We start from the raw sequence: 25,940 nt of genomic DNA on the forward strand, positions 1-25,940 counted from the left end.
AGCGCGATTCTTGCGGGGCTCAAAGACCTTTTCTGAAAAAGCCCATGTGCGTCATTCCGCAGTTCCGCCGGTCCAGCGCGTCAGCCGGCCGTTGTGCATGACGCCCACATGGTCGGCCATGGCCTGCGCCTCGGCCTCGTTGTGCGTGACCAGCATCGCGGTCTGGCCGGCGGTTTTGAGGATCTCGCGCACCTCGGCCGTCAGGCGCTCGCGCGTGCCGGCATCGAGGTTGGAGAAAGGCTCGTCGAGCAGCAGCAGCGCGGGTGCCGGTGCGAGCGCGCGGGCCAATGCGATGCGCTGCTGCTGTCCGCCCGAGAGTTCGTGCGGATAGCGTTCGCCGGCCTCCGCCAGGCCCACCAGCGAGAGCATCGCCGCCACGCGTGCATCGCGCTCCGCACGCGCCAGCCGCCGCAGGCCGAAGCCCACGTTCTGCGCCGCCGTGAGATGCGGGAACAGCGCGTACTCCTGGAACATCATGCCGACGCGGCGCTGTTCGGGCGGGATGTGGGTGGTGGGCGAGGACAGCAGCTTGTCGCCGAGCAGGATCTGCCCGGCGCGCACCGGTTCGAAGCCCGCGATCGCGCGCAGCACCGTGGTCTTGCCGCAGCCGGAAGGGCCGAGCAGGCAGCCGATGCGGCCGGCGTCGAGCGCGAGCGAGAAGCCGTCGACCACGGTGTGCAGCCCGCGTGCGCCGTCATAGGCGAGGCGCACGCCGTCGAGTTGGAGGGTTGCGCTCATGCTCGCAGGGTCTCCGGATGCGTGCCCAACTGGTTGCGCGCCAGCAGGATCACGGGCAAGAGCCCGGCGAGCACGATCGCTAGCGCGGCGATGGCGCCTTCTTCGTAGGTGCCGCGCGCGGCCTCCGCGTAGAGCCAGGTCGCCAGCGTGTCGAAGTTCGCGGGCCGCAGCAGCAGGGTGGCCGGCAGCTCCTTCATGGCATCGACGAACACCAGCAGCGCGCCCGCGGCGATGGCCGGCTGCAAAAGCGGCAGATGCACGCGTCGCAGCGTGCCGCCGGCCGTTTCGCCGAGCAGGCGCGAGGCCTGTTCGAGCGCCGGCGGGATGCGCGCCAGCCCGGCTTCGATGCCGCCGACCGGCATCGCGAGAAAGCGGATCGCGCAGGCGATGACGAGCACGATGCCGGCGCTCATCAGCGGCAGTCCTTCGCGGCCCATGAGCGCGCCGAGCGCGGCGTCGAAAGCCAGCGCCGGCGTGAGCAGGCCGATGGCCAGCACCGTGCCCGGCACCGCGTAGCCGAGCGTGGCGACCCGCGCCTGCCAGCGCGCGCGGTTGACTGTCGAGCCCTGGCTGCGCACCGCCCAGGCCACCACCAGGCCGGCCGCGACCGCGGCCAGCGTCACGCCGGCGGCCAGCGCGAGGGTGTTGCCCAGGCTCGCGAGCAGGCCGTCGGAGATGCCGCCGCCCTGGCGCAGCCGCTTGGCCGTTTCCCAGACCAGGTAGAGCGCCGGCGCGACGAAACCGATCGCGACCGGCAGCGCGGCGGCGGCGCTCGCCGCCCAGGCCGCTGCGCCGTGCAGGCGGCGCGGCTGGATCGCGCGCATGCGCTGCGCCGAGCCGAAACGCTGATGGCGCCGGCCATTGCGTTCGAGCAGCACCAGCGCCACCACCACGATGAGCATGGCGCAGGCGATCTGTGCCGCCCCGGCCAGGTCGGAGCGCGTGATCCAGGTCGTGTAGACCGCGACCGTGAGCGTCTGGATGCCGAGGAATTCCGAAGCGCCGATGTCGTTGAGCGCCTCGAGCAGCGCCAGGCTCAGGCCCACGGCCAACGCGGGCCGGGCGAGCGGCAGCGCGACGCGGAAGAAGGCGCCGCCGCGGCTTTCGCCCAGCGTGCGGGCCGCTTCCATCAGGTGGGCAGGCTGGGTCATGAACATGGCGCGCGCGGTCATGTAGACGTAGGGGTAGAGCACGAAGCCGAGCACGAAGATCGCGCCCGGCATCGAGCGCAAGTCGGGCAGGCGGAACTGGCGCGGGCTGTCGAAGCCCAGCGCCCAGCGGAGAGCCCCCTGCACCGGTCCGATCGGGTGCAGCAAGTCGAGGTAGGCGAAGGCGACGATGTAGGTCGGCATGGCCAGCGGCAGCAGCAGGGCCCAGTGCAGCACGCGTCGCCCCGGGAAGTCGCAGGCCGTGACCAGCCAGGCGCAGCCGGTGCCGATCACCAGCACCAGCACGCCCACGCCGGCCAGCAGCATCGCGGTGTTGAGCGCGGCCTGCGGCAGCACGTGCTCTGCGAGGTGTGCCCAATGCTGCAGGCCCGAACCCAGCGCGAGCCAAGCCAGGCTGAGAACCGGCGCGAGCACGCCGAGCGCGATGAGGATCGACGCGGCCCGCCAGACGGGCCCAACCGCTTTCATACCCCCACGCTCGGCACTTCGTGTCCTCGCTGCCCCCCGAAGGGGCTGACGCGCCTTGGGGCGGCCCGGCGGCGCGTCACTGATCGAAACCGACCTTGTCCACCAGTGCGCTGGCCTGCTTGCGGTACTTGGCGATCTCGGTGATGGGCAGCGGGTCGACCTTCAGTTCACCGATGCTGGAGGCGATGATCGAATCGAGCGCCACGCCCTTGCGCACCGGGTATTCGTAGTTGGTCTCGGCGTAGAAGGCCTGCGCCGGCTCCGACACCAGGAACTCGAGCAGCTTGACCGCATTCGCGCGGTTCGGCGCGTTCTTCGCGACCGCGGCGCCGCTGATGTTGACGTGCGTGCCGCCGCTCTTGGCATTGGCGAAGGTCGGCCGGATCACCTTGATGGCATCGCCCCACTTGCGCGCGTCGCTGCCTTCCTTCGAGCCCTTCATCTGGCCCACGTAGTAGGAGTTGGCGAGACCGATGTCGCAGATGCCGCCCAGGATGTCGCGCGCCACGTCGCGGTCGCCGCCGGTGGCCTTGCGCGCCAGATTGGCCTTGACGCCGCGCAGCCACTGCTCGGCCTTGGCCTCGCCGTCGTGCGCGATCAGCGATGCGACCAGCGCCGTGTTGTAGGGATGTTGGCCGGCGCGGATGCAGACCTTGCCCTTGTACTTGGGATTCGCGAGATCTTCATAGCGGAAGGACGTGAGCGGGAGGCTCTTGTCGGCGTATAGCACGCGCGCGCGCATCGACAGCGAGAACCATTGGCCGTCGGCGCCGCGCAGGTTGGCCGGAATGGCCGATTCCAGCGCCGCCGATTTCACCTGCTGGGTGACGCCGCCGTCGACCAGGTCCATCAGGTTGCCGATGTCCACAGTCATGAGCACGTCGGCCGGCGAGCGGGCGCCTTCGGCCTTGACGCGCTCGAGCAGCCCGTCCTTCACGAACACCGTGTTGACCTTGACGCCGCTTTGCGTGCTGAAGGCGGTGATCAGGGGCTGGATGAGGCCGGGCTCGCGCGTGGTGTAGAGCGTGAGTTCCTCGGCCGCGTGGGCGGGCAAGGCGCCGGCCAGGCAGGCGGCGGCGATGCAGGTCAGCGCGCAAAGGCGTGCGGTCATGGGGCTTCTCCAGAGTCGATTTGTAAAAAGCACCGGCGTCCGTTCGTTTGCGAACGCCGATACGAATCATTATCACTCTTGGAGGGCCAGGTTTCGACCTTTGTGCTTACCGGCGCAGGGCCTACTCGCGCCGTGGCGGGATGTCGAAAACCAGGCAGGTGGTGGTGGCATGCGCGTAGAGCGTGCCGTCGGCGCCGACCAGCCGCGCCTCGGCGGTGGCGAGCTGGCGCCCGCAGTGGATCACCTTGCCCTCGGCGCGCACGCGCGGGACCTTGGGCGTCAGCGCCTTCACGAGGTTCACGCCGAGCTCGGCCGTGGTGTAGGCGCGGCCGGCCGGCATCATGGTGTGGACCGCGCAGCCCAGCGCCGAGTCGAGCAGGGTGGCGAACCAGCCGCCATGGATGGTGCCCAGCGGATTCAGGTGCCGCGGGAGCGGCGTGCCCTGGAACACCGCCCGGCCGGGGGCTACCGAGATGAGCAAGAAATCCAGCGTCCTCGCGATGGCGGCGTAGGGGATTTCGGCGCGCAGCATGGCTTCCATCATCTCCAGGCCGGTCTTGCCTGCGAGCTGTTCGGGCCGCGCCAGGCCGGGGCCAGGGCCCGCATTCAGCCGCTCCGCAATCGTTTCTTCCTCGGCGATCCAGGCCGCCAGTTGCTCCATCGCGTTCATTCGAATTCCTTTAAAGGTTGCATATACAATTATTGTAGCTACAATGGATGGCATGGATGCTATCGCAAAGCCGCAAGGCTGTACCAATTTCCGGCTGCGGCGCCTCCTGCGCCAGGTCGCCCGCCACTACGACATCGAGGTCACGAAGAGCGGCCTCAAGACCACGCAGTACTCGCTGCTGTCGCATGTCTTGCACCTCGGGCCGCTGCGCCCGAGCGATCTCGCGCATGCGATGAACATCGACGCGTCGACGCTGACGCGCAATCTCAAGCCGCTGGTCGCGGCGGGCTGGCTGACGCAGGGCGACGGGCCCGATGCACGCAGCCGGCTGATCGCGATCACCGAGGCCGGCCGCAAGAAGCGCAGCGAAGCGCAGCGCCACTGGCGCACGGCACAGGAAAAACTCAACGCCCTGCTCGGCATCGAGCGGGTCATCGCGCTGCACGCGCTGATCGACGAGAGCATCGCGCTGCTGCAACCCGCTGGCGCTGCCGAAGAGGGAGATGTGGATGAATGACAAGACGACCGCCGCGCCCGCCACGCCTGTGGCGCGCTACGCCCTGTGGCTGGTGCTGCTGGCCGCCGCCGGCACCTTCGCGCTCACCATGGGCGTGCGTCAGACGATGGGGCTCTTCCTCTCCTCGCTCAACACGTCCACCGGCCTGGGCATCGGCAGCATCAGCCTGGCCTTCGCCTTCGGCCAGCTCTGGTGGGGCCTCACGCAGCCCTTCGCGGGCGCGGTGGCCGACCGGATCGGCACCGGCCGCGTGATCTTCATCGGCGTGCTGCTGGTGGCGCTGGGCACCATCATCACGCCGCTGATGACGACGACCGCCGGCCTGATCTTCGCGATCGGCGTGCTGGCCGCCGGCGGCGCCGGCATGGCCGGGCCTTCGGTGCTGATGGCCGCCGTCACGCGCATGGTGCCGCCGGCCAAGCGCGGCCTGGCCACCGGCGTGGTGAATGCCGGCGGTTCCTTCGGCCAGTTCGCGATGGCGCCGATCGCGATCGCGCTGATGGCCGGCGTCGGCTGGGCCAGTGCGATGCAATGGCTCGGCGTGCTGATCCTGCTGGCCTTGCCCGCGGTCTTCGTGCTGAAGGGCAATTCCAATCTGCTCGCGGCCCAGTCGGCAGCAGCGAGCGGCACGAATCCGCTCACGGCACGGCAGGCGATCGGCCAGGCGCTCGCCACGCCGAGCTACCGCTACCTGAGCCTGGGCTTTCTGGTCTGCGGCTTCCACGTCGCCTTCCTGGCCACCCACCTGCCGGGCGTGGTGGCGGCATGCGGCCTGCCGCCGGAGATCGGAGGCTGGGCGCTGGGCGTCATCGGCCTCTTCAACATCGTCGGCAGCCTGGCGATGGGCTGGGCTGTCGGGCGCTGGCGCATGAAGTCGCTGCTGGCGCTGCTCTATGCGACGCGCGGCATCGCGGTGCTGATCTTCCTGCTAGCGCCCAAAACGCCGGCCGTGATGATGGTGTTCGCGGCGGTGATGGGCATCACCTTCCTCTCGACCGTGCCGCCGACCGCGGGCCTGGTCGCCAAGATGTTCGGCCCGGCCAACATGGCGATGCTGTTTGGCGTCGTGATGCTGGCGCACCAGGTCGGCGGCTTCCTGGGCGCCTTCCTCGGCGGCTACGTGTTCCAGGTGACGGGCAGCTACGACATCGTCTGGTACATCGACATCGCGCTGGCTGCCGGCGCAGCGCTGATCAACCTGCCAATCCGCGAGCCTCGGCCGGCGCTGATGGCGAAGGCGGCAGCATGAGCAGTGTCGACCCGCGCACGCGCCTTCTGCTCGGGGCGCCGATCATCCCCACGCTGCTGCGCCTGGCCGCGCCCAACGTCCTGGTGATGGTCGCGCAGGCCGCTGTCGGCCTGATCGAGACCTACTTCGTCGGCAAGCTCGGCACCGATGCGCTGGCCGGCATGGCGCTGGTGTTCCCGATCGTGATGCTGATGCAGATGACCTCGGCCGGCGCGATGGGCGGCGGCATTGCCTCGGCGATCGCACGCGCGCTCGGTGCGCGGCGCCGCGACGATGCCGATTCGCTGGTGCTGCATGCGATCCTGATCGCGCTCGGCTTCGGCCTCGTGTTCACGCTGGCGCTCCTCTTCGGCGGGCGCTGGCTCTATGCGCTGATGGGCGGCACCGGCGCTTCGCTCGACGCGGCCTTGACCTATTCGAACTGGGTGTTCGCCGGCGCGGTGCTGGTGTGGCTCTTCAATTCGCTGGCGGCGGTGATCCGCGGCACAGGCAACATGTCGGTGCCGGCCAACGTGACGGTCGCCGGCGTGGTGGTGCTGGTGCCGCTGTCGCCCTTGCTGATCTTCGGCTGGGGTCCGATTCCCGGCATGGGCATCGCCGGCGGCGCGATCGCGCTCTTGCTCTACTACCTGGCCGGCACGCTCGCGCTGTGGGCCTACCTGCGCGGGAGCCGCAGCCTGCTCAAGCCCTCATGGGCGAAGGCGCGCTTCCAGTGGCCGCTGTTCGCCGACATCCTGCGCGTCGGCCTCGTGGGCGCGGTCTCGACCGTGGCCACCAACCTGTCGATCGGCATCGCGACCGCGCTGGCAGGCCAGTTCGGCCCCGGTGCGATCGCCGGCTACGGCACCGCCTCGCGGCTCGAATACCTGCTGGTGCCGCTGGTGTTCGGCCTCGGCGCGCCGCTGGTCGCGATGGTCGGCACCGCCATCGGCGCGGGGCAGCGCGAACGCGCCCTGCGCGCCACCTGGGCGGGCGCGGCGATGGCCTTCGTGCTCACCGAGACCATCGGCCTCGCGGCCGCGCTGTTCCCGAGGCCCTGGCTGATGCTCTTCGGCAGCGATCCGGCGATGCTCGAAGCGGGCTCGCAGTACCTGCGTGCGGTCGGGCCCTTCTACGGCTTCTTCGGCGTCGGGCTGGTTCTGTACTTCGCTTCGCAGGGCGCGGGCCGCCTTCTGTGGCCGGTGCTCGGCAACATCGCGCGGCTGGCGGTGGCCGGGATCGGCGGCTGGCTCGCGTTGCGCTGGGGCGGCCAGCTGAGTCAAGTATTCGTCGCGCAGGGCGCCGGGCTGGTCGTCTACGGCATCGTCATCGCATCGTCGATCGCCGGCGGCGCCTGGTTCGGCCGTGTCGGCTGGCCGCGCACCACGGCCGGGCTGCTGCGGCGCGTTCAGCAGACCTGAATCCTCCACTCATTACCGAAAGCTTTCCATGAAGATCAAGGACTCCGTCGTTTTCATCACCGGCGCCAACCGCGGCCTCGGGCTCGCCTACGCACGTGCAGCGCTCGCGGCCGGCGCGAAGAAGGTCTACGCGGCCGCGCGCGACCCGAAATCCATCACGCTCGAAGGCGTGCACGCCGTCGCGCTCGACGTGACCAAGCCCGAACAGGTCGAAGCGGCCGCTCGCGCCTGCGGCGACGTGACCCTGCTCGTCAACAACGCCGGCATCTCGCGCGGCTCGGGCCTGCTGTCGCCGGACGCCGTGGATGCGGCGCGCGCCGAGTTCGAGACCAACTTCTTCGGCCCCTGGGCCTTGAGCCGTGCCTTCACGCCGGTGCTGGCGCAGAACGGCGGCGGCGCCATCGTCAACGTGCTGTCGGCGCTGAGCTGGATCAGCCTGCCGGGCGCGGCCACCTACAGCACCTCGAAGTCGGCCACATGGTCGCTCAGCAACGGCCTGCGCAACGAATTGCGTGAGCAGGGCACGCAGGTCGTCAGCGTGCACGTGGCGTTCATGGATACGGACATGGCGAGCCATGTGCCGGGCGACAAGACATCGCCCGACGATGTGGCGAAGCAGACTTTCGCCGCCGTCGAGGCCGGCCTGCCCGAAGTGCTGGCCGACGCGGTGACGCGCCAGGTCAAGCAGGGCTTGGTGGCGGACCCGCCTGCCTACGCGGCCGCGCGCTGAAGCGGGCGTTCGGGACGCGGCGCGGGCAGCAGCCGGCGAAGCGCCTCGAAGAACAGGTCGGACTGCTCGCGCTCGCCCTGGATCTGCGCCGCCACGTGCGCGGCCAGCGCCGCGTCGACCGGCACCAGCGGCCGGCCGGTGGATTGCGCGATCACCTGGTGCAGGCAGGCGCGCTCGAGGTAGTAGAGGTCGTCGTAGGCATGGGCGATGTGCGCGCCGGCCACGATCACGCCGTGGTTGGCGAGGAAGGCCACGTCCTTGCCGGCCATCGCATGGGCGATGCGTTCGCCCTCGCGGTTGTCGAGCGCCAGCCCGTTGTACTGCGCATCAATGGCGATGCGGTTCATGAAGCGCATCGCGTTCTGGCTCAGCGTCGGGTCGAGCGCGCGATCGGCGGTGAGCGTCAGGGCGGTCGCATAGGGCATGTGGCAATGCAGGACCACCGCGCGGCCGGTAATGCGATGCACCGCGCCGTGGATGAAGAGGGCGGTGGGCTCGACGCGATGGCGGCCAGCCAGCACCTCGCCGTGCATGTCGATCAGCACGATGTCATCGGGGCCGATCTCGCTCCAGTGCAGGCCGCGCGGGTTGATCAGGTAGCGGTCCTGCGCACCGGGCAGCGCGACGCTGAAATGGTTGCACACGCCCTCGGAGAGGCCATGGTGCGAGGCGGCGCGCAGCGCCAGCGCGAGGTTGTCGCGCAGGATGCGGACGGCGGGGCTGGCGTAGTCGGATTCTGCAGACATGGCGATCCTCAGGTGCGCCGGCTGCCGTTGAAGGCAGCGACGAAATCCAGCGCGGCCTCGCGTACGGCGGCGGCACTCTTGCCGGGCTTGTAGAGCGCCGAGCCGATGCCGAAACCGGCCGCGCCGGCTTCGCGCCAGGCAGCCATGTTGCCGGGCGTGATGCCACCCACGGGCATCAGCGGCGTGCCCTTGGGCAGCACCGCGAGCAAGGCCTTCACCACCGCGGGCGAGGCCAGTTCGGCGGGGAAGAGTTTGAGCCCGCTGGCGCCTGCCGCGAGCGCGCCGAAGGCCTCTGTCGGCGTCATCACGCCGGGCAGGCTCACGAGCCCGAGGCGCGCCGCTTCGGCCAGCACCTCGGCATTGAAGTTGGGCGCCACGATCAGCTCGCCGCCGGCCGCATGCACCTCGCGCACCTGCTGCGCATCGAGCACCGTGCCGGCGCCGACCAGCGCATCCGGAAAGCGCCGGCGCAGGAGTGCGATGCTTTCGAGCGGCTGCGGCGAATTGAGCGGCACTTCGAGCAGCCGGAAGCCGGCTTCGACGATCGCATCGCCGACCTCCGGCGCCTCGGCTGGCGTCAGACCGCGCAGGATCGCCACCAGCGGCAACTGCTGCATGGCGGCGGAGAATTTGTCCAGAGGCGAAGTCATGGCCTTGTTCTGTTTGCGTTGAGGAATGCCGACAGCGCGTGCAGGCCGGCCCAGGTAGCCTCGGCGCCCAGCGTCCGCGCGGTATTGCCCGAGGCCTGCAGCGCCAGCAGGTAGCGCTGCGTCAGCGCCGGCGTGCCGATCAGCACCAGGTCGCCGGCGGCGTGGATCGATTGGGTGCGCAGCTCCTCGCCGATCAGAAGCCCCGACAGGTAGCTCGAGAGATCGCCGGCCGACATGCGCTCGAACAGCGCCAGCGTGCGCGCGCCGAAGGCGTTGTGCAACAGGCCCTGGCCGTTGTCGGCCTGCGTCACGCCTTCGAGAAAGGCGACTTCGTCCAGCGGCGCCTCTGCATCGAGCGTGCGTGCCAGGATCGAGTGCCGGCTCAGGAGCGCATAGAACTCGCCGGTCATGAAGGTGCGGAAGCCCGTCACGCGGCCCCGCTTCACCGTGGCCCACTTGTTGTGCGTGCCGGGCAGCACGAAAACGCCGTCGGCAAGGCCCGTCAGCGCCATGGCGCCGAAGATCTGCACTTCTTCGCCGCGCATCACATCGGGCACGCCGTCGTGCAGGTCGCTGAGGCCGGGCACGATCGCGATGCGGCCGGGCTCGATCTCGACGATCGCGTTGCCCACTTCGACCCGGCCCGAGGGGCAGGCGCAGTAGGGCGCCTCGACCCAGCCCTGCTTGCTGCCGGCCATGCCCGAGATCAGGCAGAAGCTGCCGGTCGGGCGCATCCAGTCGCCGAACAATTCTTCGAACACGACCGGGAAGCCACCCGGCGGGACCGTGAGGATGCCGCGCGGATGCTCGCGCTCCTCGAGCACGTGGCCCTTGCCGTCGAGCCGCGCGCCGCGTAATGAGCTGGTACCCCAATCAACGGCGATTAAGTGCATTCAGTGATTGTCTCTTGGAACGAAGGAGCCCCGTTTGCCGCGCAGGAATCCGAGGTCGGCGCCCTGGTCGGCCTGCAGCACGTTGTCGACGTAGAGCTTCCAGTAGCCGGAGTCCAAGGGCGGTTTCGGGGCAGTCCATTTCTCGCGCCGGCGCGCCCTCGTAGACGCCGATCTTCACCTGCTCGGCGAGCGTGCGGAAGTGCGAGTTGCAGGGCGTGAGCTCGCTGAAGGTGTTGCAGATGCCGATCACCGGCCGGCCGTCGAACTGGTCGTGCGGAACGCCCTTGCCCTTGAGCCAGCTGCGGTAGATGAAGCCATCGCGGTCGTGGCGGCCGAACCATTGCTGGCTGCGCAGTTCGTGCGCGGGTTTCCGGGGTGGGGCGCTCATCTGTCTTGTCTCCGCGGTGGGCCAATCTGCGGCCTCGGCGAATCAGGGTTTGTCCTGCCGGACCGGTATTTCAATCATCATATGATAAGCCCCGACATTGGATCGAGGTCTAGGGAAATCTCGGTCCTCGCAGGAGACAAGACATGCCCCATTCATTGAACGCAACGCGCAAGCAGCCGATGCAAATGACGCATCGAAGCATGAGCCGCCGGGCCGCTCCCAAGGCGAATACCGCAGCGCGCAGCGCGGAGGTTGCTCAATGAGCGCCACCCGCCCCGAGGTGCTGGTCGTCGCGCCGTTGATGCCCTTCCTGATGGACGCGCTGCACCGCGAGTACACGGTGCACGATCGGACGCACGTCAACGAGCCCGAGGCCTTCTCGGCCGCTGCCCCGCGCATCCGCGCGGTCGTTGCGAACGGCGAAGCCAAGGTGCCGCGCGAGCTGATGGCCCGCCTGCCGGCGCTGGAAGTGATATCGGTATTCGGTGTCGGCTACGACGGCGTCGACGTGGCCGCGGCGCACGAGCGCGGCGTGCCGGTCACCAACACGCCGCAGGTGCTGAACGACGACGTGGCCGATCTGGCGATCGGCTTGTTGCTCTCGATCGCGCGGCGCATTCCCCAGGCCGACCGCTTCGTGCGCGAAGGCGAGTGGCCGAAGGGCCCGTTCCCGCTGAGCCGCAAGGTCACGGGCGCCCGCCTGGGCGTGGTCGGTATGGGCCGCATCGGACAGGCCATCGCGCACCGTGCGCGGGCCTTCGACATGCAGATCGCGTACACCGCGCGTTCGCCGCGCGCAGAGGTCGACTACGCCTACCACCCGGATGCGGTCTCGCTCGCTGCTGCCGTCGACTTCCTGGTCGTCATCACGCCGGGCGGCGCGGCGACGCGCGGCCTGATCGATGCGCGCGTGCTCGAGGCGCTCGGTCCGCAGGGCTATCTGGTCAACGTGGCGCGCGGCAGCGTGGTCGACGAAGCGGCGCTGATCGCCGCGCTCTCGAAGGGCGTCATTGCCGGTGCCGCGCTCGACGTCTACGCCAACGAGCCGCAGGTGCCGGCCGAATTGCGCGCCATGCCGAACGTGGTGCTCACGCCGCACATGGCCAGCGGCACGAAGCAGACGCGCGAGGCCATGGCGCAACTGACTTTCGACAACCTGCGCGCGCATTTCGCAGGGGCGCCCTTGCTGACGCCGGTGGATGCCTGAAGGCGCGACGCGGCACCATGACCAAGAACACCCACGGCCGCACGCTCGAGCTGCTCGGCGAGGCGATCGTGTCGCGCCGCTATGCCATCGGCGCGCCGATGCCCGCGGAGCCGCTGCTGTGCGAGGAGTTCGGCGTCAGCCGCACGGTGGTGCGCGAAGCGGTGAAATCGCTGGTCGCCAAGGGCCTGATCGTCACGGGGCCGAAGGTCGGCACGCGCGTGCTGCCGGAGGACCGGTGGAACTGGTTCGATCCCGATGTGATCACCTGGCAGGCTCGCGCCGGCCTCACGCCCGAGTTCCTGCGCGACCTGCTGGACCTGCGGCGCGTGGTCGAGCCGGCAGCCGTTCGGCTAGCGGCCGAACGCGCCACCCCGGCCGACATCGAGGAGATCGAAGAGGCCTACGCCGGCATGAAGCAGGCAGTGGAATACGGCGGCGACTACGTCACCAGCGACCTGCGCTTTCACCACGGACTGCTGGTCGCTGCCGGCAACCGCATGTTGGCCCAGATGAGCAAGGCGCTGAACGCGCTGCTGCGCACCAGCTTCGAGCTCTCGACCGCCAAGAAGGACGGACCGACCTTGTCGCTGCCTCTGCATCGGGCGGTGCTAGATGCGGTCATCGCCCACAACCCGGCGCGCGCCGAGCGCGCGATCATCAAGCTCATCGACGGTGCGCGCGAGGACATCGAAGAGGTGGTCGGCTCGCGCCGCCGCCTGCCGCGCCTCGGTCGGTCACCGCCGCGGCTCAAGGCCGCTTGAGGCGCGCCCGCATCCCTTTCCCAGCAACGCTCATGGATCGAGCACCCATCGTCAAAAAAAGGAGACACAGCATGAAATTCAAGGCACTCATGATTCCCGCGCTGGTCGCGCTGGGGCTCGCTGCCGCCGGCCAGGCCGCGGCGCAGGAGAAGCTCACCGTCTGGTGGGGCAAGGGCTTCTACAAGGCGGAGGACGACGCGCTGTACGCAGCCATCAAGAAATTCGAGGCCAAGAACCCGAAGATCAAGGTCGAGCTGTCGCTCTACGCGCCGCAGGAAATGGTTCCGAAGTCGGTGGCTGCGCTCGACGCCGGCAATCCGCCCGACGTGGCCTATGGCGACGTCTACGACTTCCAGGTCACGGCCAAGTGGGCCTACGACGGCAAGCTCGAAGACGTGACCAGCATCCTCGACCCGATGCGCGCCAAGTTCGAGCCTGCGGCGCTGGCCACCACCTTCCTCTACAACGACACCACCAAGAGCCGCGCCTACTACGCCTACCCGATCAAGCAGCAGACCATGCACATCCAGTACTGGAAGGACATGCTGGCCGAGGCGGGCTTCAAGGAGAGCGACATCCCAGCCGACTGGAAAAGCTACTGGAGCTTCTGGTGCGACAAGGTGCAACCAGCCCATCGTCAAAAGTCCGGTACCCGCAGCTTCGGCATCGGCCAGCCGCTGGGCGTGGACTCGAGCGACTCGTTCTTCTCGTTCCTGACTTTCATGGACGCCTACAACGTCAAGCTGGTCAACGACGCGGGCAAGCTGCTGGTCGATGATCCGGCGGTTCGCCAGGGCCTGATCAACGCGCTGACCGATTACACACAGGTGTATTCGAAGGGTTGCGCGCCGCCGTCTGCTACCAACTGGAAGGATCCGGACAACAACGTCGCCTTTGCCAACAAGACGACCGTCCTGACGCATAACGCGACGATCTCGATCGCCGCCACGCAACTCGACGCCTCGAACAACCAATCGCTTACGCAAGCGCAGCGCGACGCCGCCAAGGTGAACTACACCGAGAAGATCGCGACAGCAGGCTTCCCGAACAAACCCGACGGCTCCAAGATGGTGTACCGCGCGGCCGTGAAGACCGGCGTGATCTTCAAGGACGCCAAGAACAAGGATGCCGCGAAGAAGTTCGTCGCCTTCCTGCTCGACGACGCCAATCTCACGCCCTACGTCGAAGGCTCGCTCGGGCGCTGGTTCCCGGTGACCAAGGCGGCGCAGCAAAGTGCTTTCTGGAAGCAGGACCCGCACCGTACGGCCGTCTACAACCAGTTCATGGCCGGCACCTCGCCATTCGAATTCACCAAGAACTACAAGTTCACGGTGCTCAACAACGAGAACGTGTGGGCCAAGGCGGCGAACCGGATCCTCAACGAGAAGGTGCCGGTGGACAAGGCCGTGGACGAGATGATCGCGCGCATCAAGGCGGTTGCGGGCTGACCCTCTGAATCGGTCCGGCCGCGGCTCGGCGCCGCGGCCGTCCGCCTGTCCATCATCTTCTCCGCTTGAACGACATCGGGGTGAACTGAACCATGACTCAAGCTGTTAGCACATTGCCGCACGTCGCGGCGCCGGCGTCCCGTAGCCTGACCCGCTGGGAATTCTGGGGGCGCCTGTTCGTCGTTCCCTACCTGCTCGTGTTCGCGGTGTTCGTGTTGTACCCGGTGGGCTACGGCCTCTGGCTGGCCCGGCACCCGTCCAGCTACACGAAGCTGTTCGACGATCCGATCTTCTTCCGCAGCGCCATCAACACCATCGTGTTCCTGGTGGTGGCGATCAATCTCAAGATGATCGCCGCGCTGGTGCTGTCGGGCTTCTTCATCAAGACGCGCTGGTGGATCAAGGCGCTCTCGGTGCTCTTCATCCTGCCCTGGGCGGTGCCCTCGATTCCGACCATCCTGTCGGTGCGCTTCATGCTCAATCCGGAGTGGGGCGTCATCAACTCGGTGATCTTCCGCCTCACGGGGCTCGACGGACCGAACTGGCTCAATGACCCGACGCTGGCGCTGTCTCTGTCGATGCTGATGCATATCTGGAAGTCGCTGCCGTTCTGGACGCTGATCCTGGTGGCCGGGCGCCTGTCGATTCCGGCCGAACAGTACGAAGCCGCTTCGGTCGACGGCGCCAGCAACTGGCAGAAGTTCCGCTTCATCACCTGGCCGGCGATGCGCACGCTCTACATCACGTCGACCATCCTGTCGGCGATCTGGACGCTGGGCGATTTCAACAGTGTCTACCTGCTCACGGGCGGCGGGCCGGCCGACCTGACGCACGTGCTGGCCACCCTGGGCATCCGCTACCTGCGGCTGGACCAGATGGATGTGGCGATGTCCTCGATCGTGGTGGCGCTGCCGCTGGTACTGCCGCTGGTGTATTTCATGATGAAGAGGCTGTCGAAATGAAGCGATGGACCCTGCGCTCCGTCACCGCCGAAGCCAAGCTGTTGCTGATCGGCATCCCGGTGTTCCTGTGGACCATCATCCCGGTCTACCACATGTTCCTGTTTGCGATATCAGAGCGCGAATCGGCTACCTCGGGCCGGCTATGGCCCAAGAACCCGACGCTGCAGAACTTCGAGACCGTGTTCCAGCAGAAGCATTTCTACCTGTCGCACTTCTGGCAGCAGCTCGGCAACTCGCTTGTCATTGCGATCGCGGTCGGGCTGATCACCTTGATGGTGGCCACCACCGCCGCCTTCGCCATCAGCCGGCTGCGGGTGCGGGGCGGGCGCACGGTGCTCAACATGGCCCTGTTCACCTACTTCATCCCGGCTGCCTTCCTGGCGGTGCCGATGTACAAGACGATGGCCAACTACGGGCTGCTCAACAACCAGTGGTCGCTGATCTTCGCGATGGTCACCATCGCCTCGCCCTACTGCATCTGGGTGCTCAAGCAGGCCTCGGACAAGCTGCCCTACGAACTCGACGAGGCCGCGCGCATGGACGGCGCCACGCCGGTGCAGCTGTTTCGCCTGGTGTATCTGCCGCTGATGGTGCCCTCGATGGTGGCGGTGGGCACCTACGCGCTGCTGCTGGCCTGGAACGAATACCTCTACGCCTTCCTGCTGCTGTCCAACGAAACCGACATCACGCTCGGGGTGGCGCTGGGCAACTTCCTGGCGGCCGACGATTCGCCGTGGGAATTGCTGATGGCCACCGGCTTCATCTATGCGCTGCCGCCGGCGGCGATCTACTACGCGTTCAAGCGCTACATGGTCGGCGGCCTGACTGCCGGCGCCGTCAAGAGCTAAGGGATCAAGAACATGGCATCCGTTTCCTTCAACAACGTCAAGAAGTCCTACGGCAAGGTCGACATCCTGCACGGACTGGGCTTCGACATCGCCGACGGCGAATTCGTCGTGCTGGTCGGCCCTTCGGGCTGCGGCAAGTCCACGCTGCTGCGCATGCTGGCCGGGCTGGAAGACATCACCGGCGGCGAGATCATGATCGACGGCCGGGTCGTGAACGAGCTCGAGTCCAAGGACCGTGACATTGCGATGGTGTTCCAGAGCTACGCGCTCTATCCGCACATGACGGTGGGCGAGAACATGGGTTTCAGCCTGCGCCTGCGCAATGCCGACAAGTCGGTCACCGACCAGCGCGTGGCCGACGCCGCGAAGATCCTCAATCTCGATGCGCTGCTCGGGCGCTATCCGCGCGAGCTTTCGGGCGGGCAGCGCCAGCGCGTGGCGATGGGGCGTGCCATCGTGCGCGATCCCAAGGTCTTCCTGTTCGACGAGCCGCTGTCCAATCTCGACGCCAAGCTGCGGGTGGCGATGCGCGCCGAGATCAAGGCCCTGCACCAGCGGCTCAAGACCACCACGGTGTACGTCACGCACGACCAGATCGAGGCCATGACGATGGCCGACCGCATCGTGGTCATGCACGACGGTCTCGTCGAGCAGATCGGCACGCCGCTGGAACTCTACGACCGGCCTGACAACCTGTTCGTCGCGCAGTTCATCGGCTCGCCGGCGATGAACGTGATCGAAGGCGTGTTCCGGCGCGACGGCGAGGGCTGCAGCGTGGAGGCGCACGGCGCGCGCTGGCCGGCGCCGGGCGCGACCGCGGCGGCGGACGGGCAGGCGGTGCACTACGGCATCCGTCCCGGCGACATCAGACTCGCGAACGCGGGCAGCGGCGTGGCCGCGAAGGTGATCGTCGTCGAGCCGACCGGCAACGAGACCGAGTTGCTGGTGCAGGTGGGCGAGGCGAAGCTCATCGTGGTGGTGCACGGTCGCGTCGATGCCGCGCCGGACGACATCATCGGCCTCGTGATCGGCGCCGACAGCGCGCACCTGTTCGACAGGCAGAGCAGTCGCCGGCTGAACTGAGCGCTGCGCCTTGCTCATTGCTTGCGTCAATGGCCCCTATTGAGCATCACCCGAGACAACCTGTTGACGCTGGAGGCGTACGCGAAGATCCGCAAGAGCAGCGCGCCGGAGTTCATCGCGCACCGCCGTCTGCGCACGGTGCGCCTGGGCGAGCACGTCAGCATCCAGTTCGAAGACGAGACGACGATCCGCCGCCAGATCCAGGAGATGCTCACATCGAGAAGATCTTCGACGAAGAGGGCATCCAGAGCGAGATCGATGCCTACGCAGCCCTGGTGCCCGACGGCAGCAACTGGAAGGCGACCATTCTGATCGAGATCCCCGACGCGCACGAGCGCAAGCGCGAACTGGCCCGGCTCATCGGTGTGGAGGACCGTATGTTCGTCGAGGTCGAAGGCCACGGGCGCATCTACGCGATCGCCGACGAAGACATGGAGCGCGAGAACGACGAGAAGACCTCGGCAGTCCACTTCGTGCGTTTCGAGTTCGGCGATGCCGCGCGCGCTGCCGTGCGCGCGGGCGCGAACGTCAAGCTGGGCTGCGACCACAGCAACTACCCGGCGCTCGCGAGCATCGCGCCGGAGACGCTGGCGAGCCTGGCCGGCGACTTGAGCTAGGCGCAAGAGCGTTGGGGGCGCGGCGGCGGGCGGTGTGCCCTGTGCCGGCCGACGTCACTGGCCCTTCGGGCTTCCCTGCGCTGCTCGCGTCAGGCGGGGTCTCGCTCAAACTCGCTTCGCTCAGGCAGTCGCGAGCCCTGATCCGCCTGCCGCTGCGCTGCTCGGCAGTGCCTCAACCTCGAGGGCAGCAGCACGCGCGATGCGGCCACGGTGTTGGTGCCGCTGTTGAACTGCTGTTCGAGCATCGCCTTGATCTGCGCGCCCGTCATCGTCTTCACGACCAGGCTGTTGCCGAAGGGCTGCACGCTGAAGATCTGGGCCGTAGCTGACGTCGCCGTTGACGGCCGGAGGCCCATGAAAAAGGGCGCCGAAGCGCCCTTTGTGCAGTGGTCGTGTTCTCAGCGACCGAAGGAGCGGCCACCGCCGCCGTAGCCGCCGCCGCCACCGCCACCGCCACCGCCGTAGCCACCGCCTGAACGACCGCCGCCACCGCCCGAACGGCCACCGCCGCCGGACCGGTTGCCGCCGTAGCCACCGCCGCCGCGACGGCCGCGGCCGCCCAGGCTGTCGACGCTGGTGCGCAAGGGATCGGGCTGGCCCGCCGCGCCGGCCACCGCTTCGGCGCGCAGGTGCGCGACCGCATCGGCCTGCGTCGGGCTGTGGCTGTTGCCGTGATGGCGCGGCTGGCGCTCCTCGTGCGGCAGGTGGCCTTGCACCGCGTGGTGCGGTGCATGGTGCGGCGTGCGTGCCGGACCCTGCGGTCCGCGCGCCGGGCCTTGTCCACGCCCGCCGCCCTGGCCGCGCTGGCCCTGGCCGCCGCCGTTGCGGCCGGCCGGTGCGCCCTGGCCGGCACCGCCGCCGCGACGCTGGCCGCCGCCATTGCCGCCATTGCCGCCATTGCCGCCATTGCCACCGCCGCTGCGCTGCTCGCCCTGGCCCGCTTTGTTGTCGCGGATGCGCTGCATCATTTCCTGCCGCGCGGCCTTGGCCGCCGCTTGCATCACTTCGCGGCTCGGCGGGCGGCCGGCGCCGCCCCAGATGGTCTGGCGGCCCATCGCGATGGGTTCGGCGCGCTCGCCTTCCTCGGGGCCGAAGCCGTCGATCAGCTTGACCGGGATCTGCTGCTTGGTGAAGCGCTCGATCTCCTGCATGAAGCCTTCTTCGTCGAGGCAGACCAGGCTCACCGCCTCTCCGCTCGCGCCCGCGCGGCCGGTGCGGCCGATGCGGTGCACGTAGTCTTCGCTGACGTTGGGAATCTCGTAGTTCACGACGTGCGGCAGATCGTCGATGTCGATGCCGCGGGCGGCGATGTCGGTTGCCACCAGCGCGCGGATCTCGCCGCTCTTGAAGCCGGCCAGCGCCTGGGTGCGCGCGCTCTGGCTCTTGTTGCCGTGCAGCGCCATCGCTTCGATGCCGTTCTTGGTCAGGAATTCGGCCACGTTGTTGGCGCCGAACTTGGTGCGGGTGAACACCAGCACCTGGCTCCAGTTGTGCTCGTTGATGATGTGCGCGAGCAGCGCCTTCTTCTTGCCGCGGCCCACCGGGTGGACCACCTGCGTGATGCGCTGCACCGTGGTGTTGCGCGGCGTGACCTGGATGCTCTGCGGGTTCTTCAGCAGCGTGGCGGCGAGGTCGCGGATTTCGTCGCTGAAGGTCGCGGAGAAGAGCAGGCTCTGCTTTTCCTTCGGCACCAGCGCGAGGATCTTCTTCACGTCGTGGATGAAGCCCATGTCGAGCATGCGGTCGGCTTCGTCGAGCACCAGCATCTGCACCTGGGCCAGATCGAGCATGCCTTGCTGCTGCAGGTCGAGCAGGCGGCCGGGCGTGGCGACCAGGATGTCGACGCCGCTCTTGAGCTTGCTGATCTGCGGATTCATGCCGACGCCGCCGAAGATCACGGTCGAGCTCAGCTGGAGGTACTTGCCGTAGGTGCGGATCGACTCTTCGACCTGGGCCGCGAGTTCGCGCGTGGGGGTCAGCACCAGGGCGCGCACGCCGGTGCCGCCGAACTTGTTGGTGGCGCTGCGGCTCATCGTGAGCTTGTGCAGCATCGGCAGCGTGAAAGCGGCCGTCTTGCCAGTGCCGGTCTGGGCGCCGCCGAGCAGGTCATGCCCCTCGAGCACCGCAGGAATGGCCTGGGCCTGGATCGGGGTGGGGGTTTCGTAGCCCTGCTCGTGCACGGCTTTCAAGATGGCCGGGGCCAGCTTCAGTTCATCAAAGTTCATTGAGTTCAACAAGCGCCTTACACGGCGCAGTGGTATTCGCCCGCTACGGCGTCTTGGCGACGTCGAGCCAGTAAAGGCGAATGAGGGTCAGGGGTGGGAGCCTGAAAGCCTTGAGATGGGCCTTCGTCGTCCCCGGCGGAGGGCCGGCGTTGCGGGCAACTGGACCCGGCAACAGGCGCTATTGTCGCATGAGTCGGGTTTCGCCGCCCTCGGCGCGGCTCAGATAAACGAACATGCCCTGGATTGGCTCGCGCTGGTCTTCGCGTATCGGTGCGCGAATCAGCTGGACAACATCGAAGCCGTGTTGCATGGCCAGAGCGCGAAGATAGCGTCCCGAATGGGCGTAGCGCAGGCTCGGCAGCAGTTCGAAGTCGACGCCTTCATGGGCAGCGCATTCGGCCGAAAAGCAGAAGATCCCGTTCGGCTCCATGGCTTTTTCCAGCGCCGCGAACACTGGTTCCAGATCGCCGACGTAAATGAAGACGTCGGCGGCCGTGATCAGGTCGTAGCGTTCGTCCGTGCCTCGCAGGTAGTCCACGATGTCCGCATGCACCAGGCGGTCGTAGAGGCCGAGGGCCTGTGCCTTGTCCATCATCTGGCTGGACAGGTCGACGCCCACGAGTCTTTGGGTCATCGGTTTCAGCAACGGCGCGCAGAGCCCTGTTCCGCAGCCGAGGTCGAGCGCCGAGCGGAAAGGGCCGCGGCCCAATGCGGCCAGATGCCTGGCCAGCGTGCTGTGCGCGCGATAGCCGAGCAGGCCCACCAGATGCGCATCGAACTGATCGGCGTAGTCGTCGAAAAGGGTCTCGACGTAGTGGGCCGGCGCCGTCGCCGGAACAGCCTGCGCGGAGACGGATGCCAGGTAGTAGCGATGCAGTTCCGGATCGGCACCCTGTGCCATGGCTTGCATGAAGGCGTCGGCCGCTTCCTCGTTGCGCTTCATCTCCCGCAGGATGCCGCCGCGATTGCTCCAGGCCTCGGCCAGGCCAGGGTCCGCGCCCAGCGCGCGGTCGTAGGAGGCGAGCGCCTGTTCGGGCCGATCCAGCGCCTGCAGGGTCTGGCCGTGGCGAAACCATGGCTCGGCGGGGGGAAGGATGCCGAGCTGCAGCACCTTCTCGTAGCCGGCCAACGCTTCCCGGTGGCGATTCAACTGGCCGAGCGCAGTGGCCTTGTGAAACCAGGCATCGGCGTTGTCGGCCTCCACCGCCAGCACCTGCTCGGCCACCGCCAGGGCCTCTTGCGGGCGCGACAGTTTCAGCTGCGTGGCGGCGAGATTGATCAGGGTCGAGACGCGTCCCGGGAGCAGCGCGAGCGAAGCCAGGAAGAGCTGCTCGGCGGCGTCGAAGCGGGCTGTTTCGAAGGCCTTCAGCCCGTCGAAGAAGAGCTGCTTGGCCTGGTCGAAGGCATCGTGGGCGGGTGCGGCACACATAGGCGGGTGCGCCTGAGAATAGCAGCGCTTCAGGCCCCCGTTCAAGGAATCGAGGCCCCTGCGTTAGACTTGGCAGCAAACCCCCGGTCGGAAAACGCGCTGCAGCAGCAAGCGCCTGCCATGCAAGGCAGATTCGCCATCGATCCTCGCACAAGATCGTTGCCGGGTTTCCCGACCACCCCGAGCAGTCCCCATCACCGAACAGAGATAGACATGGCCCAGTACGTCTACACCATGAACAAGGTCAGCAAGACCGTGCCGCCAAAGCGGCAGATCTTGAAGGACATTTCGCTTTCCTTCTTCCCCGGCGCCAAGATCGGCGTGCTCGGCCTGAACGGCTCGGGCAAATCGTCGCTGCTCAAGATCATGGCCGGCATCGACAAGGAGATCGAAGGCGAGGCGCTGCCGATGCCCGGCCTCACGATCGGCTACCTCGAGCAAGAGCCCAAGCTGAACGCCGCGCACACGGTGCGCGAGTCGGTCGAGGAAGCGATGGGCGCGGTCTACGCGGCCAAGGCGCGCCTCGAAGAGGTTTACGTGGCCTATGGCGCGGAAGACGCCGACTTCGACGCGCTGGCGGCCGAGCAGGCCCAGCTCGAAGCCATCATCGCGACCGCCGGCACCGATTCCGAGCACCAGCTCGAGATCGCGGCCGACGCGCTGCGCCTGCCGCCGTGGGAAGCCAACATCGGCGTGCTGTCGGGCGGCGAGAAGCGCCGCGTGGCGCTGTGCCGCCTGTTGCTCAGCAAGCCCGACATGCTGCTGCTCGACGAACCGACCAACCACCTGGACGCCGAATCGGTCGAGTGGCTCGAAGTGTTCCTGCAGCGCTTTCCGGGCACCGTGGTGGCCATCACCCACGATCGCTACTTCCTCGACAACGCGGCCGAGTGGATTCTCGAACTCGACCGCGGCCGCGGCATTCCGTGGAAGGGCAACTACAGCACCTGGCTCGAGCAGAAGGGCGAGCGCCTGGCGCAGGAGCAGAAGGGCGAAGAAGCCCACGCCAAGGCGCTGAAGAAGGAACTCGAATGGTCGCGCCAGAACCCGAAGGCGCGCCAGGCCAAGAGCAAGTCGCGCCTGGCCCGCTTCGAGGAGCTGAGCGATTTCGAATACCAGAAGCGCAACGAAACGCAGGAAATCTTCATCCCCGTGGCGGAGCGCCTGGGCAACCAGGTGTTCGAGTTCAAGAACGTCAGCAAGTCCTTCGGCGATCGCCTGCTGATCGACAACCTGAGCTTCGAGATCCCGGCTGGCGCCATCGTCGGCATCATCGGCCCCAACGGCGCCGGCAAGTCCACGCTCTTCAAGCTGATCGCTGGCAAGGAGAAGCCGGACAGCGGCGAGGTGGTGGTCGGCCAGACGGTCAAGATGGCTTTCGTCGACCAGCACCGCGATGCGCTCGCCAACGAGAAGACGGTGTGGCAGGACATCTCGGACGGCCTCGACATCATCAACGTCGGCAAGTTCCAGATGGCGAGCCGGGCCTATGCCGGGCGCTTCAACTTCAACGGCGCCGACCAGCAGAAGAAGGTCGGCACGCTGTCCGGCGGTGAACGCGGCCGCCTGCACTTGGCCAAGACCCTGATCGCCGGCGGCAACGTGCTGATGCTGGACGAACCCTCGAACGACCTGGACGTCGAAACGCTGCGCGCGCTGGAAGACGCCTTGCTCGAGTTCGCGGGCTCGGTGCTCGTGATCAGTCACGACCGCTGGTTCCTCGACCGCATCGCGACCCACATCCTCGCGGCCGAAGGCGACAGCCAGTGGACCTTCTTCAACGGCAACTACCAGGAGTACGAGGCCGACAAGAAGAAGCGCCTGGGCGAAGAGGGTGCCAAGCCGCACCGGATGCGCTTCAAGGCGCTGAAGTAACAATGCGCTGAACCGCCGCAAGCGAGGCAAACTTCCGCTTCCAGATGGGCGCCCGGGGCGCCGTTAGGAGCGGACATGGCTGCGGCGATTCGGTGTGTGGCGGCGTCGATGGTGCTTCTCGCGGGATGCGGGGGCGGGGGTGGCGGGGGCAGCGTCTCCATCAGCGCCTTCGGGGTGAACGGGACGGCGGCACCCGCACCGCCCCCGGCGGCCAATCCGCCGCCGCCGGCACCGCCGGCCTCGCCGATGGTGGTCAAGGTGACGGAGCTGGCCTCCGGCCTCAACAGCCCCTGGGGCCTGGCCTTCCTGCCCGACGGCAAGCTGCTCGTGACGCAGCGCGGCGGGCAGATGCGGCTGCGCAATGGCGACGGGACGCCGGTCAATGGCGGGGCCGATCAGGTCAGCGGCGTTCCGGTGGTGGAGGCGGTCGGGCAGGGCGGCTTGCTCGATGTGGTGGTCGATCCGGCTTTCGCGAGCAACCGCCGCATCTACTTCAGCTACTCGGAACGCGATACGGGCAACGCCAGCCTCAACAGCACCGCGGTGGCGCGCGCCGAACTCGACGTCGCCGGCCGCAGCCTGAGCAATTTCGTCGTCATCTATCGGCAGTTGCCCAGAGCGCAGAGCAATGCGCACTTCGGCTCGCGCCTGGTGTTCGATCGCAACGGCTACCTCTTCGTGACCCTGGGCGAGCGCATGAACACCGACCAGCGCGGCTTCGCCCAGGACCTGACGCGCGGCCACGGCAAGGTGATGCGCATCACCACCGATGGCGTGCCGGCGCCGGGCAATCCCGACTTCGGCGTGGCCGGCGCGCAGCCGCATATCTGGAGCTACGGCCATCGCAATGTGCAGGGTGCCGCGCTGCATCCGGCGACCGGCGATCTGTGGGTCAACGAGCACGGGCCGCAGGGCGGCGACGAAGTCAATCTCTCGCTGCCCGGCAGGAACTACGGCTGGCCCGTCATCAGCTACGGGCAGGAATACGGCACCCTCACGCAGGTCGGCGACGGCACGGCCAAGGCCGGCATGGAGCAGCCGCTGACCTACTGGGAGAAGATCGACGGCTCGGCGTGGACGCCGGGCACGGCGAAGTCCTCGATCGCGCCCAGCGGCATGGCCTTCTACACCGGCGATGCGCTGCCCGACTGGAAGGACAGCCTGTTCGTCGGCGCGCTGGCGGGCACGGCGCTGTGGCGGCTCACGCTCAACGGCAACACCGTGACCGGGCGTGAACGTCTTCTGGCCGATCGCGGCGAGCGCATTCGCGATGTCCGGCAGGGGCCGGACGGCTGGATCTACCTGCTGACCGACAGCGCCAACGGCAAGCTGCTGCGGCTGCAGCGCTAGGCTTTTGCAGTCTGGGGCACAACAACGGCCGGCATGCGCGCCAGCACCCGCTTGCGCACCGCATAGATGTTGTTGCGCAGCGCGTAGAGCTCTTCGGCGTAGGAGAGCGGCACGGCCACCTTGTTGACCACGCGATCGAGGTCGTCCAATTCCTTGATGAGCGCCTCGCGCTCGCCGGTTCCGCCTTCGAGCTTGTTCTCGACCTCGCGCAGGCGCGCATACCAGCGGAACACGCGCCGGCGCACGCGGAACTGATAGAGGGGCGGCACCACGCGGCTGAGCGGCAGCATCAGCACCAGCAGGCCGCCGAGTACCAGCCACATGCGCTCCACCAGGTTGCTGGCCCAGAAGGGCAGATAACGCTGCCAGAAGGGCGGCGTGCCGTTGATGGCGCGGTCGCCCTCGGGGCTGACCGGCAGCTCGCTGGTGCGGGTGTTCGGGAAATCGCGCGCGCGGTTGAACCAGCCGGCGCCGCTGTGCAGCGTTTGCGCGCTCTGCGCGAACAGCTGGCGCAGGGCGGGATGGGTTTTCTCGCGTGCCAACAGCGAAGTGGTGGCAGCCAGCATCGACAGGTCCTGTGACGGCAGGTCGACCGCGAGATCGACAACGCCGCGCGGCAGCGTCACGTCCTGCAGGAAGGCGAAGCGCCGCGAATAGGCATCGCTCTGGCCGAACTCCATCAATTGGATGTCCGGTGCGCGCAGCAGCCGCTGCACCAGCGGCGACTGCGGCGCCGAGGCCAGCACGATCACGTCGAGCAGGCCGGCCTGCAGCGCTTCGGTGGCGGGCGACTGCTCGAGGTTCGACAGCTGCAGCTTCTCCGGATCCATGTGATTGGCACGGAACATCCGTTCCATGATCTCCGGCACGCCGCTGCCTGGCTTGTCGACGTTGACTCGCAGCTTCTGGAACTGCGCGATCGAAGTCAGCCGGCCGGTCTTGCGGTCGACCGCGCGCGCCGCGTCGCTGCGGTAGAAGAACCACAGCGGCTCGTAGAACAGGCTGCCGAGCGAGCTGAGCCCCGCTTCCTCGTCGGCCACCGGGTCGGCGCTGCCGCCGCGCACGAAGCCCACGTCGGCGCCGCCGCTGCGCAGCAGCTGCAGGTTGTCCTGCGAGCCGTCGGTCGGCTTGAGCTCGACCTCGATGCCGTTGGCCTTGAGCGCCGTGGCGTAGCGCTTGCCGAACTCGGCGTATGCGCTGCCGGCCGGGCCGGTCGCGAGCCTCACCTGCTTCGGCGGCTGCGGCTCCAGCCACCAATAGGCGGCGATCAGCAGCCCGATGACGAGGAAGACCACGGGGCCGGCCGAGGCGATGAGGTCGCGGATGGAGAGCAGGACGAGGCGGATGGTGCGAGGCATGCGGTGGGATGAAACGGTGCTCGGGGTCGCCGCGGGCGCGGCAGCGGG

Annotated in this window: 22 protein-coding genes and 3 pseudogenes; 13 read left to right on the top strand and 12 right to left on the bottom strand. The window is 67.9% G+C overall.

Annotated elements, in window-relative coordinates; translation table 11 throughout:
* Window positions 1-51: 51 nt before the first annotated feature.
* From ACSQ9I_RS09820 to ACSQ9I_RS09835, 4 genes are all read right to left on the bottom strand, one after another.
* Window positions 52-738, bottom strand: coding sequence for an ABC transporter ATP-binding protein (locus ACSQ9I_RS09820; RefSeq protein ID WP_436313050.1), 687 nt, complete (start codon window positions 736-738; stop codon window positions 52-54).
* Window positions 735-2,375, bottom strand: coding sequence for an ABC transporter permease (locus ACSQ9I_RS09825; RefSeq protein ID WP_436313051.1), 1,641 nt, complete (start codon window positions 2,373-2,375; stop codon window positions 735-737). The genes ACSQ9I_RS09820 and ACSQ9I_RS09825 overlap by 4 nt, the downstream gene beginning before the upstream one ends.
* Window positions 2,376-2,451: 76 nt before the next feature.
* Entirely contained in the window at window positions 2,452-3,486 is a 1,035-nt protein-coding gene (locus tag ACSQ9I_RS09830; RefSeq protein WP_436313052.1) for a Fe(3+) ABC transporter substrate-binding protein, read from the bottom strand.
* Window positions 3,487-3,607: 121 nt separating this feature from the next.
* A complete protein-coding gene (locus tag ACSQ9I_RS09835; RefSeq protein ID WP_436313053.1) occupies window positions 3,608-4,156 on the bottom strand; it encodes a PaaI family thioesterase in 549 nt (182 codons plus the stop codon).
* Between the two features lie 52 nt (window positions 4,157-4,208).
* On the opposite strand from ACSQ9I_RS09835, the gene ACSQ9I_RS09840 reads away from it, so the two are divergent.
* From ACSQ9I_RS09840 to ACSQ9I_RS09855, 4 genes are read left to right on the top strand one after another with little or no spacing between them, the layout of a single operon-like run.
* The gene (locus tag ACSQ9I_RS09840) at window positions 4,209-4,673 is read left to right on the top strand and encodes a MarR family winged helix-turn-helix transcriptional regulator (protein WP_436313054.1); all 465 of its coding nucleotides are present in this window, start codon (window positions 4,209-4,211) and stop codon (window positions 4,671-4,673) included.
* Window positions 4,666-5,922, top strand: coding sequence for an MFS transporter (locus ACSQ9I_RS09845; RefSeq protein WP_436313055.1), 1,257 nt, complete (start codon window positions 4,666-4,668; stop codon window positions 5,920-5,922). Before ACSQ9I_RS09840 ends, ACSQ9I_RS09845 begins: the two co-directional genes overlap by 8 nt.
* On the top strand, window positions 5,919-7,322 hold the full coding sequence (locus tag ACSQ9I_RS09850; RefSeq protein WP_436313056.1) for an MATE family efflux transporter: 1,404 nt from the start codon (window positions 5,919-5,921) through the stop codon (window positions 7,320-7,322). Before ACSQ9I_RS09845 ends, ACSQ9I_RS09850 begins: the two co-directional genes overlap by 4 nt.
* A 28-nt stretch (window positions 7,323-7,350) precedes the next feature.
* The gene (locus tag ACSQ9I_RS09855) at window positions 7,351-8,052 is read left to right on the top strand and encodes an SDR family oxidoreductase (protein ID WP_436313057.1); all 702 of its coding nucleotides are present in this window, start codon (window positions 7,351-7,353) and stop codon (window positions 8,050-8,052) included.
* Here ACSQ9I_RS09855 and ACSQ9I_RS09860 read toward each other — a convergent pair.
* From ACSQ9I_RS09860 to ACSQ9I_RS09875, 4 genes and pseudogenes are all read right to left on the bottom strand, one after another.
* Window positions 8,034-8,798: an aldolase gene (locus ACSQ9I_RS09860; protein WP_436313058.1), complete on the bottom strand. Its 765-nt coding sequence runs from the start codon at window positions 8,796-8,798 to the stop codon at window positions 8,034-8,036. The genes ACSQ9I_RS09855 and ACSQ9I_RS09860 overlap by 19 nt on opposite strands.
* An 8-nt stretch (window positions 8,799-8,806) precedes the next feature.
* Complete coding sequence (locus ACSQ9I_RS09865) at window positions 8,807-9,448, bottom strand: 2-dehydro-3-deoxy-6-phosphogalactonate aldolase (protein WP_093102211.1); 642 nt, start codon at window positions 9,446-9,448, stop codon at window positions 8,807-8,809.
* The gene (locus ACSQ9I_RS09870) at window positions 9,445-10,341 is read right to left on the bottom strand and encodes a 2-dehydro-3-deoxygalactonokinase (RefSeq protein ID WP_436313059.1); all 897 of its coding nucleotides are present in this window, start codon (window positions 10,339-10,341) and stop codon (window positions 9,445-9,447) included. Before ACSQ9I_RS09870 ends, ACSQ9I_RS09865 begins: the two co-directional genes overlap by 4 nt.
* A 100-nt stretch (window positions 10,342-10,441) precedes the next feature.
* Window positions 10,442-10,729 (bottom strand): annotated as a pseudogene (locus ACSQ9I_RS09875) (dihydroxy-acid dehydratase domain-containing protein); the annotation flags it as partial.
* Window positions 10,730-10,988: 259 nt separating this feature from the next.
* On the opposite strand from ACSQ9I_RS09875, the gene ACSQ9I_RS09880 reads away from it, so the two are divergent.
* From ACSQ9I_RS09880 to ACSQ9I_RS09910, 7 genes and pseudogenes are all read left to right on the top strand, one after another.
* Window positions 10,989-11,936 (top strand): 2-hydroxyacid dehydrogenase, encoded by a 948-nt coding sequence (locus ACSQ9I_RS09880; protein WP_436313060.1) that lies wholly within the window; start codon window positions 10,989-10,991, stop codon window positions 11,934-11,936.
* A 17-nt stretch (window positions 11,937-11,953) separates the two neighbouring features.
* Entirely contained in the window at window positions 11,954-12,697 is a 744-nt protein-coding gene (locus tag ACSQ9I_RS09885) for a FadR/GntR family transcriptional regulator (RefSeq protein ID WP_436303433.1), read from the top strand.
* A gap of 71 nt (window positions 12,698-12,768) precedes the next feature.
* Window positions 12,769-14,145 carry an ABC transporter substrate-binding protein gene (locus ACSQ9I_RS09890; protein ID WP_436313061.1) on the top strand — a complete coding sequence of 459 codons (1,377 nt, stop codon included), beginning with the start codon at window positions 12,769-12,771 and terminating at the stop codon, window positions 14,143-14,145.
* A 92-nt stretch (window positions 14,146-14,237) separates the two neighbouring features.
* Window positions 14,238-15,107, top strand: coding sequence for a carbohydrate ABC transporter permease (locus tag ACSQ9I_RS09895; protein ID WP_436290709.1), 870 nt, complete (start codon window positions 14,238-14,240; stop codon window positions 15,105-15,107).
* A complete protein-coding gene (locus ACSQ9I_RS09900) occupies window positions 15,104-15,955 on the top strand; it encodes a carbohydrate ABC transporter permease (protein ID WP_093102220.1) in 852 nt (283 codons plus the stop codon). Before ACSQ9I_RS09895 ends, ACSQ9I_RS09900 begins: the two co-directional genes overlap by 4 nt.
* Before the next feature lie 12 nt (window positions 15,956-15,967).
* Window positions 15,968-17,038, top strand: a complete 1,071-nt coding sequence (locus ACSQ9I_RS09905) for an ABC transporter ATP-binding protein (protein ID WP_436308788.1) — start codon at window positions 15,968-15,970, stop codon at window positions 17,036-17,038.
* Window positions 17,039-17,077: 39 nt separating this feature from the next.
* Window positions 17,078-17,655: pseudogene (locus ACSQ9I_RS09910) on the top strand (DUF3501 family protein).
* Between the two features lie 176 nt (window positions 17,656-17,831).
* Here the strand turns inward: ACSQ9I_RS09910 and ACSQ9I_RS09915 are convergent.
* From ACSQ9I_RS09915 to ACSQ9I_RS09925, 3 genes and pseudogenes are all read right to left on the bottom strand, one after another.
* A pseudogene (locus tag ACSQ9I_RS09915) lies at window positions 17,832-18,003 on the bottom strand (5'-nucleotidase C-terminal domain-containing protein); the annotation flags it as partial.
* Between the two features lie 50 nt (window positions 18,004-18,053).
* Entirely contained in the window at window positions 18,054-19,880 is a 1,827-nt protein-coding gene (locus ACSQ9I_RS09920; protein WP_436313062.1) for a DEAD/DEAH box helicase, read from the bottom strand.
* A 178-nt stretch (window positions 19,881-20,058) separates the two neighbouring features.
* Entirely contained in the window at window positions 20,059-21,309 is a 1,251-nt protein-coding gene (locus ACSQ9I_RS09925; RefSeq protein ID WP_436313063.1) for a methyltransferase domain-containing protein, read from the bottom strand.
* Window positions 21,310-21,522: 213 nt separating this feature from the next.
* Between ACSQ9I_RS09925 and ettA the strand changes: the two genes are divergently transcribed.
* Together ettA and ACSQ9I_RS09935 are read left to right on the top strand one after the other, a co-directional pair.
* Window positions 21,523-23,184, top strand: coding sequence for an energy-dependent translational throttle protein EttA (ettA, locus tag ACSQ9I_RS09930; protein WP_093102226.1), 1,662 nt, complete (start codon window positions 21,523-21,525; stop codon window positions 23,182-23,184).
* A 75-nt stretch (window positions 23,185-23,259) separates the two neighbouring features.
* Entirely contained in the window at window positions 23,260-24,534 is a 1,275-nt protein-coding gene (locus ACSQ9I_RS09935) for a PQQ-dependent sugar dehydrogenase (RefSeq protein WP_436313064.1), read from the top strand.
* On the opposite strand, the gene ACSQ9I_RS09940 is transcribed toward ACSQ9I_RS09935, so the two are convergent.
* Entirely contained in the window at window positions 24,531-25,892 is a 1,362-nt protein-coding gene (locus ACSQ9I_RS09940; protein WP_436313065.1) for a TAXI family TRAP transporter solute-binding subunit, read from the bottom strand. The two genes, ACSQ9I_RS09935 and ACSQ9I_RS09940, sit on opposite strands and share 4 nt — an antisense overlap.
* Window positions 25,893-25,940: the final 48 nt, after the last annotated feature.

Origin of the sequence: Variovorax sp. LjRoot84 (genome assembly GCF_964254305.1) — a bacterium.
In the GTDB taxonomy this organism is placed as follows: domain Bacteria; phylum Pseudomonadota; class Gammaproteobacteria; order Burkholderiales; family Burkholderiaceae_C; genus Variovorax.